An 18,374-nucleotide genomic window follows, 5' to 3' on the forward strand; every position below is an offset into this window, starting at 1 on the left:
ATTCACCTGTGTGAGAGATCACTCTCATGGCTCGTTTCACCATACACATATATTCAATATTTTTTATTTCCCCTGTATTCAATTTAAACTTTTAAACGCATTCCCTAGGTTCCTTATTATGTCAGAGGCTATTAAAGATTCTTTTGATTCCTGAAGTAAGGCTTTGTCTCCAGCTTTTCCATGTAAGTATACAGCTAAGGTGGCAGCTTTATCAGGGGGGTAATTTTGTGCAAGCAAAGCAAGAATTATACCAGTTAATACATCTCCACTTCCGGCAGTTGCCATACCAGGATTACCAGTGGTATTAAAGTAGCATCTGCCATCGGGCATGCAGGTGACGGTATAGGCTCCTTTTAAAACTGTGATGACTTGGTATTGTTGACAGAAGTCTTTTAGTATCTTTAATCTGTGCATGTCATTTTTCCAAGAGCCTGCCAAGCGTTCAAATTCTTTTGGGTGTGGAGTTAAGATGGTTTGTTGAGGCAGTTTATTAAGCAAGTGTTTGTTTTCGCTCAATATATTCAACCCGTCTGCATCGACTACCAGGCTGTGATGTTCTATTTTGCTGAGCATATTTTCAAATGCCACTACCGAATTTTTCTTTTTGTTTAGTCCAGGGCCAATGGCAATGGCATTAAATCCATTTAGTTCAGGGAACTCTGTGAAGATCATCTCTGAGCGGTCGATACTTGCCATAGCTTCGGGTACACTGGATTGAATTATGTTGTAGCCCCAATGCGGAACGTGCACTGTTAGCAGGCCAACTCCTGCCTTAAGGCAGCCTTTGGAGGCTAATATTGCGGCTCCCATTTTGCCATAACACCCTGCAATTAAGAGGGCGTGACCATAGTTTCCTTTATGGCTATGTTGGAGGCGGTGTTTGTAAATAGAAGTGATATAATCTTTCTCCACCAACACATGTGTTTCTTTTTGTTCTTCAATGTATTCTGCTAACAAGCCAATGTCCAACACATGCCAATGTCCAACAAATTGGCTGTTTTCTGGCAGGAGAAAAGATAGTTTAGGAGTTTGAAAAGTTAAAGTGATATCTGCTTTTATTATGGCAGGAGAACCGGCATAGGACTCGTCATATTCGGCCATAAGGCCTGAAGGGATATCGATGGATATTACTTTGTTGGGTAGTTCATTTATTTTTTCAATCACTAATTTGGCCAATCCTTCAACGGGACGATTTAAGCCAGATCCAAAAATAGCGTCAATAATAATAGCATCCGGTTCTATTTGATTGAAATCTATATCCTCCAAAAAATCTATTTGACTGAGGCAGGCCGCATCTGTTTTTTTTAGGTGTTTGTAATTCAGTTTCGCATCTTTGCTTAACTTATCGGAAAAGTGAATCAGAAAAGCTTTTTTATTATAAGGAAAAGGATCGAGCATGCGTGTGATTGCCAAACCATCTCCACCGTTGTTTCCCGTTCCACAAAAAATATAATAGGAGGAGGCATCTATGTTTGAGATAATCCAATCCATACATTTTTGTGCAGCACGTTCCATCAAATCAATGGAGGCTATGGGTTCGTGATCTATGGTAAATTGGTCGAGTTCCCTTGTTTGTTTTGGGGTTAATATCTTCACTTTTGTTATGATTTTTGTTAATACCCTATAATTTACAATCGATTAAAATAACAGTTAAATATTTCTAACATGACAAAAAGTACTATATTCATGCCCTGTTTTTTCTACATTTGTAGCTAGTTACAAATATAGGTAAGAAAAATGTTTGAACATAAACAATATATAATTATTAGAACTATAAAAATATGAGCAAGGTAGATAAAGGATTTTTCGGACATCCGATGGGTTTGTCCACGCTTTTTGCCACAGAATTCTGGGAGCGTTTTAGTTACTATGGTATGAGAGGCTTTTTTGTACTCTTTTTAACCGCAGAATTAGCCAGTGGTGGATTTGGTCTGGATAAGATTGAGGCGTATTCAATATATGGCCTATTTACATCTCTGGTATATTTAACGCCCATCATAGGTGGTATTCTTGCCGATAAACTTTGGGGGCAGCGTTTCTCCATGTATGTGGGGGCACTCATGATGTCCTTGGGGCAGTTTGGTATGGCCTTTGGATCTTATTACGGTAAAGTGACGCATACAGGTGAGCTCCTTCATCTTCAACAGTTCTCTCTTTATGCAGGACTTGGATTGATGATTTTAGGGAATGGTTTTTTTAAGCCTGTTATTTCTACTATGGTAGGAAAGCTTTATCCAGAAGGAGATAATGACCGTGACAACGGCTTTACCATCTTTTATATGGGTATCAACTTAGGAGCATTGATTACTAACTTTATTGGTGGTACACTGGCCGAAAAAATTGGTTGGCATTGGGGATTCGTAGCCGCTGGTATTGGAATGATTGCCTCTACGATATGGTTTTTTCTAAGAGAAACCAGCGTTAAGCAACGTGGTACAAACTATAGTGTAGGTCTTTGTCCTAATGATGATGGGAATATTAAGGAAAAATTAAATAAAGCTGACTGGGGTAGAATTGTTCTTTATACTTTGGGTATATCGGCTTTAATGCTTGTACTTGTACAGGGTATTATTGTGTTGCCTGCGCTTATAACAAACTCCATTGCCATAGGGGCAGGTGTGATTGGTTTAGCTTATTTGGCAATTACGATATTTAAAGGTACCAAAGGAAAAACAGAGTGGAGTAGAGTTGGCGTGATTTTGGTTCTTGCTTTCTTTAACCTTGCTTTCTGGTCAGGCTTTGAACAGGCAGGTACCTCATTTAATACCTTTGCCAAAGAGGCTACCGATCGGGTCTTATTTGATTGGGAAATTCCTGCTTCATGGTTTCAATCGGTAAATGCTTTGTTCATAGTTGTTTTGGCACCTTTTTTTACAGTTATATGGACGAAGCTTTCGGAAAAGAAAAGAAATCCGCGTACACCCAATAAATTCGGTTTTTCGCTTGTGTTTTTATCTGTAGGTTTTTTAATTGCTGGTATAGCTAATGATAATGCCGATGTAGCCAATGGTATTTTGGTAAGTCCGCTTTGGTTGGTGTTGATTTATTTAATGCACACCATAGGTGAGCTTTGTATGTCACCGGTTGGTTTGTCGATGATTACCAAGCTTTCTCCTCCTAAAATTACTTCAATTATGATGGGAGCATGGTTTGCTTCTATTGCTTTGGGTAATTATCTGGCGGCGGCTATGACTGCTATCTCGAAAGCACTAGGCTTTCCTACATTTTATTTTATAGCTACCTATGCAATTGTTTTGGCGGGTGTTGCTTTCTTATTGGCGCCTGTGCTTAATAAAATGATGAAAGGAATTCATTAATTATTTTATTTGATAATAATACAAAGCCCACTGATCATTGTTAGTGGGCTTTTTTTATGGACTTGATTTTTTGTGGACGAGCTAAGGAATTGTTTTTTATGTTCGTATAGAGGTGTCCTTGAACCGAGAGCTTTGTAATAGTGTTTTTTATTATTACACGTGTAAAAGCCTAATGATTGTTGGATAGTAATAAAAAGAAAGCATCCATTGAGGATATTTCTGCTCGTATAATACTTAGGTAGCTATAGTGCTCCGATGTAGTTACTAAGACTTTCCTCATGTGTCAGTCCTATTTTTTTCCGGATGCGGTAACGCGAGGTATGAACACTTTGTACCGATATGTTGAGTATTTTGGCCATTTCTGTACTGTCGAAATTTAGTTTGATTAATGCACAATGTTTTTGTTCGGTAGGTGTAATGTCAGGATGCTTTTCTCTTAAATGTTTGTAAAAATTGTCATTAACTTTAATAAATCGCATATTAAATTCTTCCCACAGATTTTGATTTCCTTTGATGAATTTATTGCGTAAAGAAGGGTATTTGTTTGGGGCTGTTTCTTTGATGATGTGTAGTAATTCGTTTAAAGCCTGTTCTTTGTCTATGAGTTGTAAGGCATACGTTGTTAGTTCTTTACTTTTTACTTCCAGTACAGCATTGTTTTTTTCTTTTTCTAGCTGTTGCTGTAAGTCGAGTTTTTTTAATCGATTTTTGACTTTTATAAGTATGGTTGCTGTAATACCGAATAGTAACAACAAAACAAATGATATGGAAAGGATAAGCTGAATTTTGTTTTTTTGCTTGATTTCATTGTTTTGTTGTAGTATGGTCTTTTCTTTTTCAATTAAAGCTTCTTTGTATTTGTTTTTTATTTCGAAAAGTTGACTGTTTTGTTGACTTTTTGCGTTAAACAGACTGTCGGATATCATGTTGCCCTCTTGTAATAAAGAATAGGCGAGTCTGGGTTTGTTTTGTGTCAGATGGATAGCTGCCAATTTTTTTAGTACCTGTGGTTTGTATTCTAGATATGCTTTTTTCTTTTTTATTGTTTGGTAACTTTGAGAGTAATAAAATGATGCGCTATCTGGTTTGTTTTGTTTTTGTTTTAAATCACCTAAAAATGAGCAGGTGACAATTTGGTAGTTGGCATCATTATCCACAAAATACTTATTGGCCTTGTTTAATAAGGGTTCAGCGATGGACAGTTGTCCTTTTCGTAGATAGATGGATCCCATCTCGGCGATTACGAAGGGTTGGAAACTGGTCGGATTGAGTAAATGACAGGAATCCAGATAGCTTAATGCTAAGTCATATTCGTGGTTGTTGCTGTATACGGTGGCTAAACTAAAATAGCTTTGTATGGCTTGACTATGTTGTTTGTGCTTGCTGATATTGCTGTGTTTGCTGTTTTGGATGGACCATTGAAGGTGTTTGATGGCCATGCTGTCCTTGTTAAATATATTATAAAGAATTCCTAAGTTTCGATGGATATGTATCTGGCTTATGTTATCTCGTGTATTTTCAGCCATCAGTAAGGCATCCCATAATTTATCGAATGATTCGTTATAATTGCCTCTGAAACGATAGATATCGGTGATGGCAATTAGGCACTGAATGGCGTTGGCTGTATCTTTTGTATTGCGTAAATGTGCTAATTTTTGGTGTAGTTTATATAGCTTTTCTTCTGTGTTAGCTTCTGTGTTTGTATTAAGCATGTTGGTAGAAGAATTTAATGAACTATTCGCATTTGTTGATGTTTGATTTTCCTTTGAATAGCTGTGGAAAAATATAGAACCTAAATAAAAGGTAATGATGATAATATGTAAACGCTTGATATGATTCATAATACAAAGTTAAAGATAATTTTATAGGGACAGATTATTATTGGTGTAGATTAAACAAATGTCTAGTTTAAAATTAGTGTTGATGAGTGAATGGATAGGGGTATTTGTGTTTAGAATATTGTTTGAATAGTGAAATGTAATGAATTCTTAGCTTTCTATTTGCATTTTTGCTGCATAGGTTTTGAGTTGGTAAAATAATTAAATTATATGAAACGAGCCATGGGAAACAGGTAGAGGGATGATTAATTTTGGCGAGTTCCATATGACCATTGAAAGATAAATTTAAACATGAAAAGAGTATTATTATTCGCATTTGTAATCTGTTGTTTTTGTTTGGGTTACGGGCAGCAGGTAGATTTTTCCTTTGAAAATGATGCATTGCCATTGGAAGAAAGAGTAGATATACTGGTTTCTCAGATGACTACGGAAGAGAAAATTGGTCAGTTACTGAATGGGGCTCCTGCTATTCCTAGGTTAAATATACCGGATTACGATTGGTGGAACGAGGCTTTGCATGGAGTGGCTCGTAATGGAAAAGCAACGGTGTTTCCGCAAGGAATTGCTCTAGGTGCCACTTTTGATCCTGAATTGGCCTATAGAGTGGCTTCCGCTATTTCTACCGAGGCCAGAGCTAAATACAGTGTTTCGCAGCGTATGGGAAATCATAGTAAATATACAGGCTTAACTTTTTGGACCCCCAATGTTAATATTTTTAGGGATCCACGCTGGGGAAGAGGACAGGAGACTTATGGAGAAGATCCCTTTTTGATGGCCCAAATAGGGGTGTCTTTTGTAAAAGGACTACAAGGGAATCATCCTGTGTATTTAAAGACTGCAGCCTGTGCCAAGCATTATGCTGTACATTCAGGTCCAGAAGAATTCAGGCATACCTTTAATGCAGAACCTACGCAGCAGGATTTATATGAGACTTATTTTCCTGCCTTTGAAGCCTTGGTAAAAGACGCTAAGGTAGAAGGTGTAATGGGGGCATATAATGCTGTTTTGGGTGAGCCAGCATGTGCCAATTCCTTTTTGTTAAAGGATGTGTTAAGGGAGCAATGGAAATTTGATGGTTATATCACGTCCGATTGTGGTGCCATTGGTGGTATCGCATGGAAACAGAAATATGTTAAGTCGGCACCTGAGGCGGCTGCAGTGGCCTTAAAAGCCGGAGTTAACTTAAATTGTGGGAGTACTTACCAATATTTAAATGAAGCTTTAAAATTGGGCTTGGTAACCGAGGATCTAATTCATGAGCGTACTAAGCAATTGTTTAAAACGCGTTTTCGCCTGGGTATCGTAGGTAACCCTGGTGATAATCTGTATGCTAAAATCGGACCCGACAAGATTCATTGTGCGGAGCATGTGGCCTTGGCCCGTGAGGTGGCGCAGAAATCAATTGTGCTGCTAAAGAATAAAGACAATACACTGCCTCTGTCTACAGATATTAAAGTGCCTTATGTAACGGGGCCATTTGCCAATTCTGGAGATATGTTAATGGGAAGTTATTATGGCATTAGTCCTAATTTAGTGACTGTTCTAGAGGGTGTTGCAGATGCTGTTTCTTTAGGAACTTCATTGAATTACAGAAGTGGGGCATTGCCTTTTCATAAAAATATTAACCCCAAAAATTGGGCGCCTAATGTTGCAAAAGAGTCGGATGTAACCATTTGTGTTGTTGGACTAACAGCCGATTTTGAAGGAGAAGAAGTAGATGCTATTGCTTCTGGTGCCATCGGTGATAAAGTGGATTTGCGATTGCCCCAAAATCAAATTGATTACGTTAAACAAATTGCCGATGTTAAAAAAGGCCCTTTGGTGCTGTTAATTGCAAGCGGAAGTCCTGTTTCCTTAGAAGGTATTGAGGAGTATTGTGACGCGATTTTGCAAGTATGGTATCCGGGTGAGCAGGGAGGCAATGCTATTGCAGATGTCTTGTTTGGTAAGGTGTCTCCATCCGGACATCTTCCGCTAACTTTTCCAGTGAATGTGAATCAATTACCACCTTATGAGGATTACTCCATGAAGGGAAGGACCTATAAATACATGACGCAAGAGCCCATGTTTCCATTTGGCTTTGGCTTGACCTATTCAAAAACAAAATTGAGTGGATTGGTGCTGGAATCTAATAAAATAAAGAAATCGGAGAATCTTATTCTTAGTGTTGAAGTAAGCAATGCTGGTGATTATGATATAGATGAGGTAGTGCAATTGTATGTTTGCCCTCTAGATACTACTGGGGGACTGCCTTTAAAGAGCCTAAAGGCGTTTAAAAGAATTGCTTTGCGCAAAGGAACGCATCAACAGATTTCTTTTAATGTTTCAGCAGATCAACTAAAAGTGGTAAATGAAAAAGGAGAAAAAATATGGAAAAAAGGACGTTATAAAGTAGTTGTAGGTAATGCATCACCAGGGGAGCTGAGTGTGAAATTAGGTGCTGCAGTTCCACAGGAAGCATTTGTTGAGTTAAGGTAGGTGTCCTATTCTTTGTGTTATCGATGCACAGAAGTGAATCAGTTTGCTTTTCTGGTGTGTCGTACACAAAAAATCCTAGGTAATTGTTCCCCAATAAAAAAGAAAACTCTCGGTTATTACAACTGAGAGTTTTTCGTATTTTCAGATAGTGTAAGCTTTTTCTTAGTTAACTGCTTCGTCTAAAGCTTTACCTGGTTTAAACTTTGCAACGTTCTTAGCTGCTATTTGGATTTCTTTTCCGGTTTGAGGATTTCTTCCTGTACGAGCTGCACGTTTGCTGATAGAAAAAGTTCCAAATCCTATTAATTGAACGCTCTCCCCTTTAGCCAAAGCATTTTTAATAGCTTCTGTTGTTGCATTTAATGCTTTTTCCGAATCTGTTTTAGACAAGCCACTTTCTGATGCGATTGCATTTACGAATTCTTGTTTATTCATTTTTATTGTATTTGATTGAGTTAAATTATCAGCGCAATATAACGGTTATTTTCTTTCGATTGACCGAAAAAATTGATTTTGAAGTTCTTTTTCGCTATCAAAAAGAAATTATTTTAATGGTGAAGTAAAGCAAGTATATATGGTGTACTGTTATATATGACAGATAATCAATATGATTATAAAGGTAGTTTGTATGGGTGTTTTTTGATTATCAATGGTTTTTTTGGGGGGATTTTTATACAAATAAAATGATACTGTAACTTAGCTAATATGAAAAAAATAAAGCCATTTTATAGTTTTTTAGACAGATCACCTTCTCTGATATTCTTTTAAGTCGAAAAATGCATTTGAAAATCTATTATACATTAAAATTGCTGACCATCCAGTCACTTGTTTACATGTTTGTCTGCATACTGGAGCATGTGAGGTTGAAGCAGGAATGGAGTTGACTGCAAAAAATCATTAGGACTTATCAATTAAAGTTTTATTTTCGTCGTTGAGAAGATATAATACTGACAGATGGTTATTGTATTTAGAGATTTTTTCTGGAAATTTAGACGATAATACAACAGTTAACTATACACTTAAAAACGAATAAATATGTCCAAACAAAAGCATCCAAAGGGATTGATGATCCTGTTTTTTACCGAAATGTGGGAGCGTTTTGGTTATTATCTAATGTTAGGGATCTTCAGTCTTTATATGATTGAACCCACCACGTCTAATTTTGCAGGGTTAGGATTCACCAATATGCAAGCGGCCGATATTTATGGAACGTATTTGGCTTTGGTTTACTTAACACCATTTTTCGGTGGTTTAATAGCTGATCGCTTGTTGGGTTATCGAAAATCCATATTAATAGGGGGCGTGTTGATGGCCGCGGGTTATATTGGTTTGGCCATTCCCGATTCAATGGGTATTTTTTATATTTCGCTGTTACTCATTATTTTAGGTAATGGTATGTTTAAACCCAATGTATCTGTATTGTTGGGTAAATTATATGAAAAACCTGCGTATGAAGCCTTAAAGGATTCGGGATATAATATCTTTTATATGGGTATCAATATAGGAGCCTTTGTGTGTAACTTTGTGGCGGCATATCTACGCATCAGCTATGGTTGGGGATGGGCTTTTGCTGCCGCTGGTGTAGGAATGTTAGTGGGAGTTGTGTGGTTTTTGATAGGCTTGTCGCGTGTGCCAGAAATCAAAGAGGCAGATACGATTTCTCCTAAACGTCCTGGAGATGTTTCCATGAGTCGTTTGTTTACTGTATTGTTTTTACCTGCATTTGCTGCCGCTGCCATAGGGTGGTTTATACCAGGAACCATGTTCGGTGCTGATTCTACCGATGCTTTTATCTTTTTCTGTATTCCTGTATTAATTTTCTTTTTTACAACTTGGAAAACGGCAGATAAAAAGACCGAGCGGGAGCCTATTGCTGCCTTACTGGCTGTTTTTGGTGTGGTTATAATTTTTTGGGCGGTATTTCACCAAAATGGATCGGCCTTGACTTATTGGGCAAAAAATAATACTTCGCGTGAAGTTTCAGGGATAACGCAAAGTGTAATCAGCACCATTGCAAAAACAGAAGACGTATCTACTTTGCCGCGTAAAATAAAATTACAAGGACCTCATGGGGAGGATCTGGGAACCAAGGAAGGGCCCAATACTTATTTTGATAACTATACCAAGGAGCTTCCTAAAGGAAATTTGGAAGGTAAGCCCGGTGATTTAACCGATGAGGAGTGGGCATCATTATCGGAAGCCCAAAAAGCAGAAGGTGGTAAATTGAATTTGTGGCCTACGGAGTTGCAGGCCTCTATTAATCCTGGATTTGTCGTTTTTCTTACGCCGCTTGTGGTGGGTGTTTTTGCCTGGTTGCGTCGTCGTAAGAAAGAGCCCACAACACCTGGGAAAATAGCATGGGGCATGTTGATATCTGCTGTATCCTGGTTGGTAATGGTTGTAGCTGCTATTTCTTCGCAAAATGGGTTAGATAAGGCATCCGTAGCCTGGTTGTTTGGAGTTTATGGTGTGATTACCATTGGAGAGCTTTGCTTGAGTCCCATGGGACTTTCCTTGGTTAGTAAACTCGCGCCTAAGCGTATTGCCGCATTGATGATGGGAGGCTGGTTTCTTAGTACTGCCATTGGTAATAAGCTTTCTGGTGTTCTTTCTGGTTTATGGGATCTATTCGAAAAAAAATCCTATTTCTTTTTAACAAATGCATTGTTGACTGCAGGTGCTTTCTTGATTATCTTATTTTTGATGCCTTGGTTAAGAAGGGTATATAATCAATATGTGGATTGATCTAGCAAAGGGCTGATATCTATTGTGAGTGGACATTTATAATAGGCATGACTGGAGCAAGTGGTTGGCTATGCGTGTTGACGCTTGTGTTTCCGCTGCGAATGGGTGGTTTGAAATATATTATAGACACAGAAGAATAAAACGTTCGGTGCTGTTGGTATCGGACGTTTTTTATGGATAATATGTAAAATGTAGCAAGATTATTTTTCATTAAACCCGGAAAATGCATTTTTAATTTTTATAACGAAGCCCTAATGTATCACCCCGGGTTAAAAAGTATCTCATGAACGAATTAATTACTTTTGGTTTATTGTCATTTACCTCTTTTTTTACCCTGATTAATCCCTTGGGATCGATGCCTGTTTTTTTGACTATGACAGCTGATTTAGAGCAGCAACATCGTGTGAAAACAGCAAAAAAGGCGACTGTTGTGGCATTTTTTACCATTGTTGCTTTTGCTTTCTCCGGACAATTATTGTTTAAATTTTTTGGTATTTCGGTCAATAGTTTTCGTATTGTAGGAGGAGCTATTTTTTTTGTGATGGGTATGGATATGTTACAGGCGCGTCTTGGAAAAGTAAAAATAAAAGAGTCTGAAATCAAAACCTATGTCAATGACATATCAGTTACCCCATTGGCGATTCCAATGATATGTGGTCCGGGAGCTATTACCAATGCCATTGTTTTAATGGAAGATGCGGATAATATTAGCATGAAGTTAATGCTGATCTTCACCCTCTTATTGGTGATGTTACTTACCTATCTTATTTATTATAGTTCTTCACGTATTATTAAGTTTTTAGGAGAAACGGGAAATAATGTAATGATGCGTTTGATGGGTTTGATTGTGATGGTGATTGCTGTGGAATTCTTTTTTAGTGGATTAAAGCCTATTATTTTAGATATGATGAAGTAGTGTGTTGCGACGATATAAAAGAGGCTCCAGTGTCAATATTTATTTGATACTGGAGCCTCTTTTTATGTGTCATAATAGATGAAGGATTACCCAATCATATAGGAGCTATTGTAACTTTTCTGTGACAAAGGCTTTGGCTCTTTCGATGGCAGAATCTAGACCAGCAGGATTTTTACCTCCAGCAGTTGCAAAGAAAGACTGGCCACCACCACCACCTTGTATTTCCTTGGCACAATCACGTATGACTTCCACGGCGTTAAGCTTCCCTGATTGTGCAAGTTGATCTGAGGTGATAACACTTAATTGGGGCTTGTTATTGACGTTGGCCCCCAATACAGCCACAAATTCGTTCATTTCCTTTTTAAGTTGAAAAGCCAAATCTTTTAATTTGTCGCCTAATACGGGATCTACGGTTGCTGTTATTATTTTTATACCATTTATATCGATGGCACTGTCTACCAGGTCGCGTTTCTTCATGTTAATAAAGTTTCTTTTTATACCATCCAGATCTTTACTTAACTTGGAGTTGTCGGCCATTAGTGATTCTATATTTTTTTGTAGGTTGCCAGATGATTTAAACATATCCTGAATAGCCAGCAATAGGTTGTGCTGTGTCATAATCATCTCTTCGGCCTTTACACCGGTAACCGCTTCGATTCGTCTGATGCCTGAAGCAATAGATGCCTCGCTGATAATTTTAAAGAAGCCGATTTCACCCGTATGTTTAACATGTGTGCCTCCACAGAGCTCAATGGAATCGCCAAACTTAATGGCTCGAACAACATCGCCGTATTTTTCGCCAAAAAGCATCATCGCACCAAGATCTTGGGCTTTAGCAACGGGGATGTCGCGCATTTCTTCCAAGGCGAAATTTTTACGTATTCTTTGGTTAACCAGCTTTTCAACTTTCTCTATTTCTTCGCGGGTCATTTTTTGAAAGTGCGCAAAGTCGAAACGTAAGTAATCAGGATGAACCAGTGATCCTTTTTGTTCCACATGCGTACCTAGTATTTCTTTTAGCGCTTGGTGTAAGAGGTGTGTGCTTGTATGGTTGTTGGCAATGTTCTGACGTTTATCCCTGTTAACAACAGCTTTAAAGTCGCTTTTTAAATCTTTGGGTAGTTTTTTTGCTAGGTGAACAATTAGGTTGTTTTCCTTTTTGGTATCGATAATTTCTATTTTCTCGGTGCCATTATCTATATAACCGGTATCACCTACCTGCCCACCGCTTTCTGCATAAAAGGGCGTAATGTTAAAAACCAATTGGTACAAGGATTTATTTTTGACTGTAATCTTGCGGTATTTTACAATTGTTAAATCAGTTTCCAGGTAGTCGTAACCAATAAATTCTTCCACATCATCTTCCATTAAAAGAACCCAATCTTCCGTTTCTATGGCAGTAGCACTTCTGGCCCGATTTTTCTGTGCTTCCATTTCCTTTTCAAATTCACGGCGGTTGATCACCAGATCGTTTTCTTTTAGTATCAGTTCTGTTAAATCCAATGGAAATCCATAAGTATCATATAGTTCAAATGCAACTTTACCATCCACTACTTTGTAATTACCATCTTTGGTTTGTTGGATGATTTTATCTAACATAGAAATTCCTGTGGCCAAAGTTCGTAGAAATGACTCCTCTTCCTCTTTAATAACTTTGGTTATCAGTTCTTGTTGTTTTTTTAATTCAGGATAGGCATCACCCATGGAATTCATGAGAGCAGGTAGTAATTTGTACATGAACGACTGGCGTTGTCCTAGGAAAGTATATCCATAACGAACAGCCCTACGCAATATACGACGAATCACGTAACCAGCCTTATTGTTGGAGGGTAACTGTCCGTCGGTAATAGAAAAGGAGATTGTTCTGATATGGTCGGCAATGACGCGCATGGCAATATCCGTATCTTCCTTTTTTCCATAAGGTGTATTTGTTATGTTGGCTATCTCGTTAATGATAGGCACGAATACATCGGTGTCGTAGTTTGATTTTTTATTTTGAATAACGCGACAGAGGCGTTCAAAACCCATTCCTGTATCTACGTGTTTGGCTGGGAGTGCTTCCAGACTGCCATCTGCTTTTCTATTGTACTGTATAAACACCAAGTTCCATACTTCTATCACCTCAGGGTGATCTGCATTTACCAATTGGGCTCCGGGTACTTTTTTTCGTTCCTCTTCGCTTCGTAAGTCAACATGTATCTCCGAGCATGGTCCACAGGGCCCCATCTCACCCATCTCCCAAAAGTTGTCTTTACGGTTCCCGTTGATGATTCGGTCCTCAGGTAGGTGCTGTTTCCAATGGTTAAAAGCCTCCATATCTTTATCCAGTGCCATATCTTTGTCACCCTCAAATACCGAAGCATATAAAATATTCTTGTCAATTTTAAGAATTTCAGTCAGGTACTCCCAAGCCCAGTTAATGGCATTCTCCTTAAAATAATCACCAAACGACCAGTTTCCAAGCATTTCAAACATCGTATGGTGATATGTGTCACGCCCAACCTCTTCCAGGTCGTTGTGTTTACCGGAGACACGCAGGCATTTTTGTGAATTGGCTACCCTGGGTGCGAATGGTTTGCTGTTTCCAAGAAAAATATCTTTAAACTGATTCATACCTGCATTGGTGAACATGAGGGTAGGGTCGTTTTTAACCACCATAGGTGCTGAAGATACAATTTGGTGTTGTTTTGATTCAAAAAAAGACCAAAAACTTTTTCTTATCTCAGAAGCATTCATATAATATAGTAATTATTGATTTTTATAATTGTGAATAAGCACTAAAATTGGAAGTTGCAAAGGTAGATTATTTCGCTAATTTTGTAGCAATTATCATTAAAAATCAACGTTAAGAAATACAAACTTTGTTTCTTCATGTCAAAAGTTAAGTTCAGATATAATCCCGAAACATTAAGTTACGATAAAATTGAAACCGGGTTCAAGTATTATTTATCGAGGATATTCTTTGGTTTTTTCTTTGGTGCCGTATTGGGACTGGTGTTCTTTTTCGCCTATTCGTACGTGATCGAAAGTCCCAAAGTACAGCGTCTCGAGAGAGAGAATGCCCGATTGACAACCCAATTTGATATATTGAGCAAGCGATTGGATGAAACAGTCAAGGTACTGGATGATATTCAAAGAAGAGATGAAAATATTTATAGGGTTATTTTTCAGGCTGATTCTATTCCGCAATCTATCCGTAAGGCCGGTTTTGGTGGTGTTAATAGATATGAACCTTTGGAAGATTTGGATAATGCAGAATTGGTGATTTCCACCGCTAAAAAGTTGGATGTCATTATGAAACAAGCTTATGTTCAGTCTAAATCTTTTGACGAGATTATTGAAATGGCCAAGAATAACGAGAAGCTGATCAAGTGTACTCCGGCCATTATGCCTATTTCCAATAAAGATTTGAAACGTACGGCCTCGGGGTGGGGCTACCGTATTCACCCTATTTATAAGACACGACGTTTTCATTCAGGAATGGACTTCACGGCTCCTACCGGTACCGATGTGTATGCTACAGGTGATGGTAAGGTGTCCAAGATTACCCGTGAGAAAACAGGATACGGTAATCGTATAGAGATTGACCATGGTTTTGGTTTTAGGACGCTTTATGCCCACCTCAGTGCGTTTAATGTTAAGTTGGGCCAAAAAGTTAAAAGAGGAGATGTGATTGGCTTTGTTGGCAGTACCGGAACATCTACCGCACCTCACCTGCATTATGAAGTGCATGTGAAAAATAAAAAAGTGAATCCTTCGCACTATTATTTTAATGATTTATCTGCTGAAGAGTACGAGGAAATGATAGAGATTTCATCTAACTCTAACCAGACTTTTGATTAATATTACTGGCCATTCCTGTGCTTTGTTCCTGTTAAAACAGACTGTAATGATATTTCACTGTGGATGATATTATTGTTCGTGGGACACTTTAAACCCGGAAAATGCGTTGGGAAATATAGGACGAGGTTCTAATGCATCATGCGGGTTTAATTTTATTTAGGTATTTTTTATTTACCTTTGAGAATATACACTAATCCCATTCGATCGATGGTAAACCTAGTTGAAAACAGTGTGCTGCTGGACAAGCATAAATTGGTCTATTATGAAACCGGACAAGGTATACCTATTTTATTTGTTCATGGAATTACTACTTATTCGTTTATATGGCGAAAAGTTGTGCCGTATTTTGTAAAGGACTATCGAGTGATTGTGGTCGATTTATTGGGCTGTGGACATTCTGATTTAAGGACTGACATCTCCTTTGGGATTGCTAATCAGGCTCGGTTTTTGTGGATGTTATTGGACAAGCTGGGCATTGAAAAGTTGCATGTAGTTGCCCATGATGTGGGAGGCGGCGTGGCTCAAATAATGAGTGTGGTTAGACCTGGTGCATTGCTCTCTGTTAGCTTATTAAACGCAGTGGCGTACGATTTTTGGCCTGTGCAGCCTATTACGTCCATGCGTATTCCTATCCTTCGCCAGTTCGCAGTGGCCACCTTAGATGGAGGTACCTTGAGACTAATTATTAAAAGAGGATTGTTTCGTCAGGAGGCTTGCACCGAAGAACTCTTTCAATTGTTTAAAAGTTCTTTTCATACCAAGGAAGGACGTAATGCTTTTTTGCATTTTGCCGGATGTCTTGATAATTCAGATTTGTTAATGATTTCGGAAGCTTTGCATGGTTTGGATACCAATTTTTTGGTGGTGAGGGGCGATAATGATGTTTATTTGAGCCCTTCAATTGCAGAGAAACTTGCAAAAAAATTGAAGTGTGCTAAAAAAGTTAATATTCCAATGGCTGGTCATTTTATGCAAGAGGATGTGCCTGATGTTCTTGCATCAACGATTCTTGGTTTTATTCGGGAGGTTAGCATATGATGGGTAACAATGAGGATAAATTTACCTATGAAGAATTGTTGGAACGCGTTAAGCAGCTGGAGTTCGAAAATGAATCTATGGCAGAACGTGCCGGTGAGGTGCTGTTGCTGAGTGTGCTGGGGGATGCTCTTTCTGTTTTAGAAGACAAAAATAAATTGATTGAAGAACTTCTTGAAAAGGTGTCGATACTTAAAAATATCCCGCATTGCTATTGCTATGAATGGATAGAAGGAAAGTTTAAACTGATAGAATCTTACACCGTTATGCCAGATGTTCATCAATGTCCAACTGAAATTATACTTAGCGAAGAGGTGGTCAGGGGCATCAACGAGCATGGTGTTTATTGTGGATGTGCGCAGGAGGTTATTCATGCTGAAAATGAGTGGGCTGTATCAGAAACAACTGAGGTGTTGATTATCCGTTTTCATAATAATTGGGTGAATAGTGGGGTTTTCTTGTTTTTGGATGAAAAGAGTGGCTTTTCGTTGGAAACAAAATATCTAGTCATTAGACAAGCCGTTAATATGGTGTTGGAACAGATAGAAAAACTGGAGTATATCAAAGAGATAGAACAACTGAATAAGGACTTGGAAGATAGGGTGGTAGAACGTACCGAAGCATTGGTTGAGATGAATAGTAAGTTGCTCAATGAGATCGAGGAACGAAAGGTGATAGAAGAGGAATTGCGTTATGCTAAAGATAAGGCACAGGAGTCGGATCGCTTGAAGTCTATCTTTCTGGCCAATATGAGTCATGAAATACGGACACCGATGAATGCGATTGTGGGATTTAGCGAATTGATGGAAAGTGGGACCTGTGATGAAAAGGAATTGCGGGAGTTTACTCGTTTGATTTACGGTAATAGCCTTTCTTTGCTTAATCTGATCAATGACTTGTTAGATTTCTCCAAAATTGAGGCCAACCAATTGTCATTGCATCGTTCTACATGTAATGTCAACGAGATATTAGATGACGTTCGATCTTTGGGGGAAACATTGTTGAAACAATATAAAAAGGAGAATTTGAGTATTCGTATTCATAAGTCAGTTACGGATGAGGAGGCCCATGTGTTTACTGATAGTTTGAGATTGAAGCAGATATTGATTAACTTATTAAGCAATGCCATTAAATTTTCGTTTGAAGGACAGATAGTGATCGAGTATAAAATAGAGAAGGAAAATGTTTGTTTTGCAGTGAAGGACCAAGGAATTGGCATTGCAGATAAGATGCAGGCCCTTATATTTAAACGTTTTAGTCGGGTGTCGGATGATATCAATAAACCCATAGCCGGAAATGGCCTCGGTCTAACCATTACAAAAACATTGGTTGAAATGCTAGGTGGTGTCATTGGGGTTGAGTCTGAAATAGGGCGTGGCTCTATTTTTAAATTTAGTATTTTACGGTGAAGCTTTTATTAGGAAGGTCGGTTTTGTATGTATTATGGGGGGAGAACGGAAGTTGGTAAAAAAGATAAACCAGACTGCTCTTAATTGTAATCATTATAAATTAGTTACGTGGATGTTAAAAAGTAGTTGTTGTAACAATTGTTACAGCTATTTATCGTGTGAATGAGTAAATTTAGCTAACTATTGACACGGTAATACGAATGTTATGATAAAACACTTGGTGCCACCTCCACAATGGCGTTTCCCGGTTATGATTGTGTTAGCCATATTTATTGGTTTGGCACTTTTTATATTTAAGGTTTCCAATGCCTCTTCATATTTGTCAGATAATCCTGAGACCTGTGTGAATTGTCATATTATGGCACCTCAGTATGCTACCTGGAACCATAGTTCGCACAGGGAATGGACCAATTGTAACGATTGCCATGTTCCGCACAATAATGTGGTGAATAAATATTATTTCAAAGCTAAAGATGGTTTAAGACATGCTACAGTTTTTACCATGCGGGCCGAACCGGAGGTGATTTTTATTAAAAAGGAGGGGGCCGAGGTTGTTCATAAGAACTGCATTCGTTGTCATCATCAGCAAATTACCGACCCTAAGTTGGTAGCCACTGTTGATGGTCATTCGTCTCATACGCAAGACCGGAAGTGCTGGGAGTGTCATCGTGAAGTGCCGCACGGAAGAGTCAATAGTCTCTCCAGTACGCCTAACGCGCATGTGCCATTGCCTACCAGTCCGGTTCCTGATTGGTTAAAAAGATATACAGATAAGAATAAACCTTAAAAATGA

At 38.3% G+C, this 18,374-nt stretch carries 12 protein-coding genes; 8 read left to right on the forward strand and 4 right to left on the reverse strand.

Annotated features, from left to right (window positions below):
* Positions 1-78 precede the first annotated feature (78 nt).
* The gene (locus tag CYTFE_RS0122855) at positions 79-1,596 is read right to left on the reverse strand and encodes a bifunctional ADP-dependent NAD(P)H-hydrate dehydratase/NAD(P)H-hydrate epimerase (protein ID WP_027473726.1); all 1,518 of its coding nucleotides are present in this window, start codon (positions 1,594-1,596) and stop codon (positions 79-81) included.
* 185 nt (positions 1,597-1,781) lie between these two features.
* Here CYTFE_RS0122855 and CYTFE_RS0122860 point away from each other — a divergent pair, with 185 nt between their 5' ends.
* A complete protein-coding gene (locus CYTFE_RS0122860; protein ID WP_027473727.1) occupies positions 1,782-3,317 on the forward strand; it encodes a peptide MFS transporter in 1,536 nt (511 codons plus the stop codon).
* Between the two features lie 242 nt (positions 3,318-3,559).
* On the opposite strand, the gene CYTFE_RS0122865 is transcribed toward CYTFE_RS0122860, so the two are convergent.
* Positions 3,560-5,158 carry a tetratricopeptide repeat protein gene (locus CYTFE_RS0122865; RefSeq protein WP_027473728.1) on the reverse strand — a complete coding sequence of 533 codons (1,599 nt, stop codon included), beginning with the start codon at positions 5,156-5,158 and terminating at the stop codon, positions 3,560-3,562.
* A 288-nt stretch (positions 5,159-5,446) separates the two neighbouring features.
* Between CYTFE_RS0122865 and CYTFE_RS0122870 the strand changes: the two genes are divergently transcribed.
* Entirely contained in the window at positions 5,447-7,633 is a 2,187-nt protein-coding gene (locus CYTFE_RS0122870) for a glycoside hydrolase family 3 C-terminal domain-containing protein (RefSeq protein WP_044211792.1), read from the forward strand.
* 162 nt (positions 7,634-7,795) lie between these two features.
* Here the strand turns inward: CYTFE_RS0122870 and CYTFE_RS0122875 are convergent, their stop codons facing one another.
* Positions 7,796-8,068 carry an HU family DNA-binding protein gene (locus tag CYTFE_RS0122875; RefSeq protein ID WP_027473730.1) on the reverse strand — a complete coding sequence of 91 codons (273 nt, stop codon included), beginning with the start codon at positions 8,066-8,068 and terminating at the stop codon, positions 7,796-7,798.
* Positions 8,069-8,668: 600 nt separating this feature from the next.
* On the opposite strand from CYTFE_RS0122875, the gene CYTFE_RS0122880 reads away from it, so the two are divergent.
* Positions 8,669-10,378 (forward strand): peptide MFS transporter, encoded by a 1,710-nt coding sequence (locus CYTFE_RS0122880; RefSeq protein WP_027473731.1) that lies wholly within the window; start codon positions 8,669-8,671, stop codon positions 10,376-10,378.
* A gap of 283 nt (positions 10,379-10,661) precedes the next feature.
* Positions 10,662-11,294: a MarC family protein gene (locus CYTFE_RS0122885; RefSeq protein ID WP_027473732.1), complete on the forward strand. Its 633-nt coding sequence runs from the start codon at positions 10,662-10,664 to the stop codon at positions 11,292-11,294.
* A 105-nt stretch (positions 11,295-11,399) separates the two neighbouring features.
* Here CYTFE_RS0122885 and alaS read toward each other — a convergent pair whose 3' ends face one another.
* A complete protein-coding gene (alaS, locus tag CYTFE_RS0122890) occupies positions 11,400-14,030 on the reverse strand; it encodes an alanine--tRNA ligase (protein ID WP_027473733.1) in 2,631 nt (876 codons plus the stop codon).
* A gap of 135 nt (positions 14,031-14,165) precedes the next feature.
* Here alaS and CYTFE_RS31690 point away from each other — a divergent pair, with 135 nt between their 5' ends.
* The 4 genes from CYTFE_RS31690 (at position 14,166) to nrfH (ending at position 18,368) form a co-directional block, all read left to right on the forward strand.
* A complete protein-coding gene (locus tag CYTFE_RS31690; RefSeq protein WP_027473734.1) occupies positions 14,166-15,137 on the forward strand; it encodes a M23 family metallopeptidase in 972 nt (323 codons plus the stop codon).
* Between the two features lie 207 nt (positions 15,138-15,344).
* Positions 15,345-16,175 carry an alpha/beta fold hydrolase gene (locus CYTFE_RS0122900; RefSeq protein WP_027473735.1) on the forward strand — a complete coding sequence of 277 codons (831 nt, stop codon included), beginning with the start codon at positions 15,345-15,347 and terminating at the stop codon, positions 16,173-16,175.
* Positions 16,172-17,581: a sensor histidine kinase gene (locus CYTFE_RS29160; protein ID WP_052343382.1), complete on the forward strand. Its 1,410-nt coding sequence runs from the start codon at positions 16,172-16,174 to the stop codon at positions 17,579-17,581. Before CYTFE_RS0122900 ends, CYTFE_RS29160 begins: the two co-directional genes overlap by 4 nt.
* A gap of 205 nt (positions 17,582-17,786) precedes the next feature.
* The gene (gene nrfH / locus CYTFE_RS27825) at positions 17,787-18,368 is read left to right on the forward strand and encodes a cytochrome c nitrite reductase small subunit (RefSeq protein ID WP_044211798.1); all 582 of its coding nucleotides are present in this window, start codon (positions 17,787-17,789) and stop codon (positions 18,366-18,368) included.
* Positions 18,369-18,374 lie beyond the last annotated feature (6 nt).

It is taken from the genome of Saccharicrinis fermentans DSM 9555 = JCM 21142 (genome assembly GCF_000517085.1).
Lineage (GTDB): Bacteria > Bacteroidota > Bacteroidia > Bacteroidales > Marinilabiliaceae > Saccharicrinis > Saccharicrinis fermentans.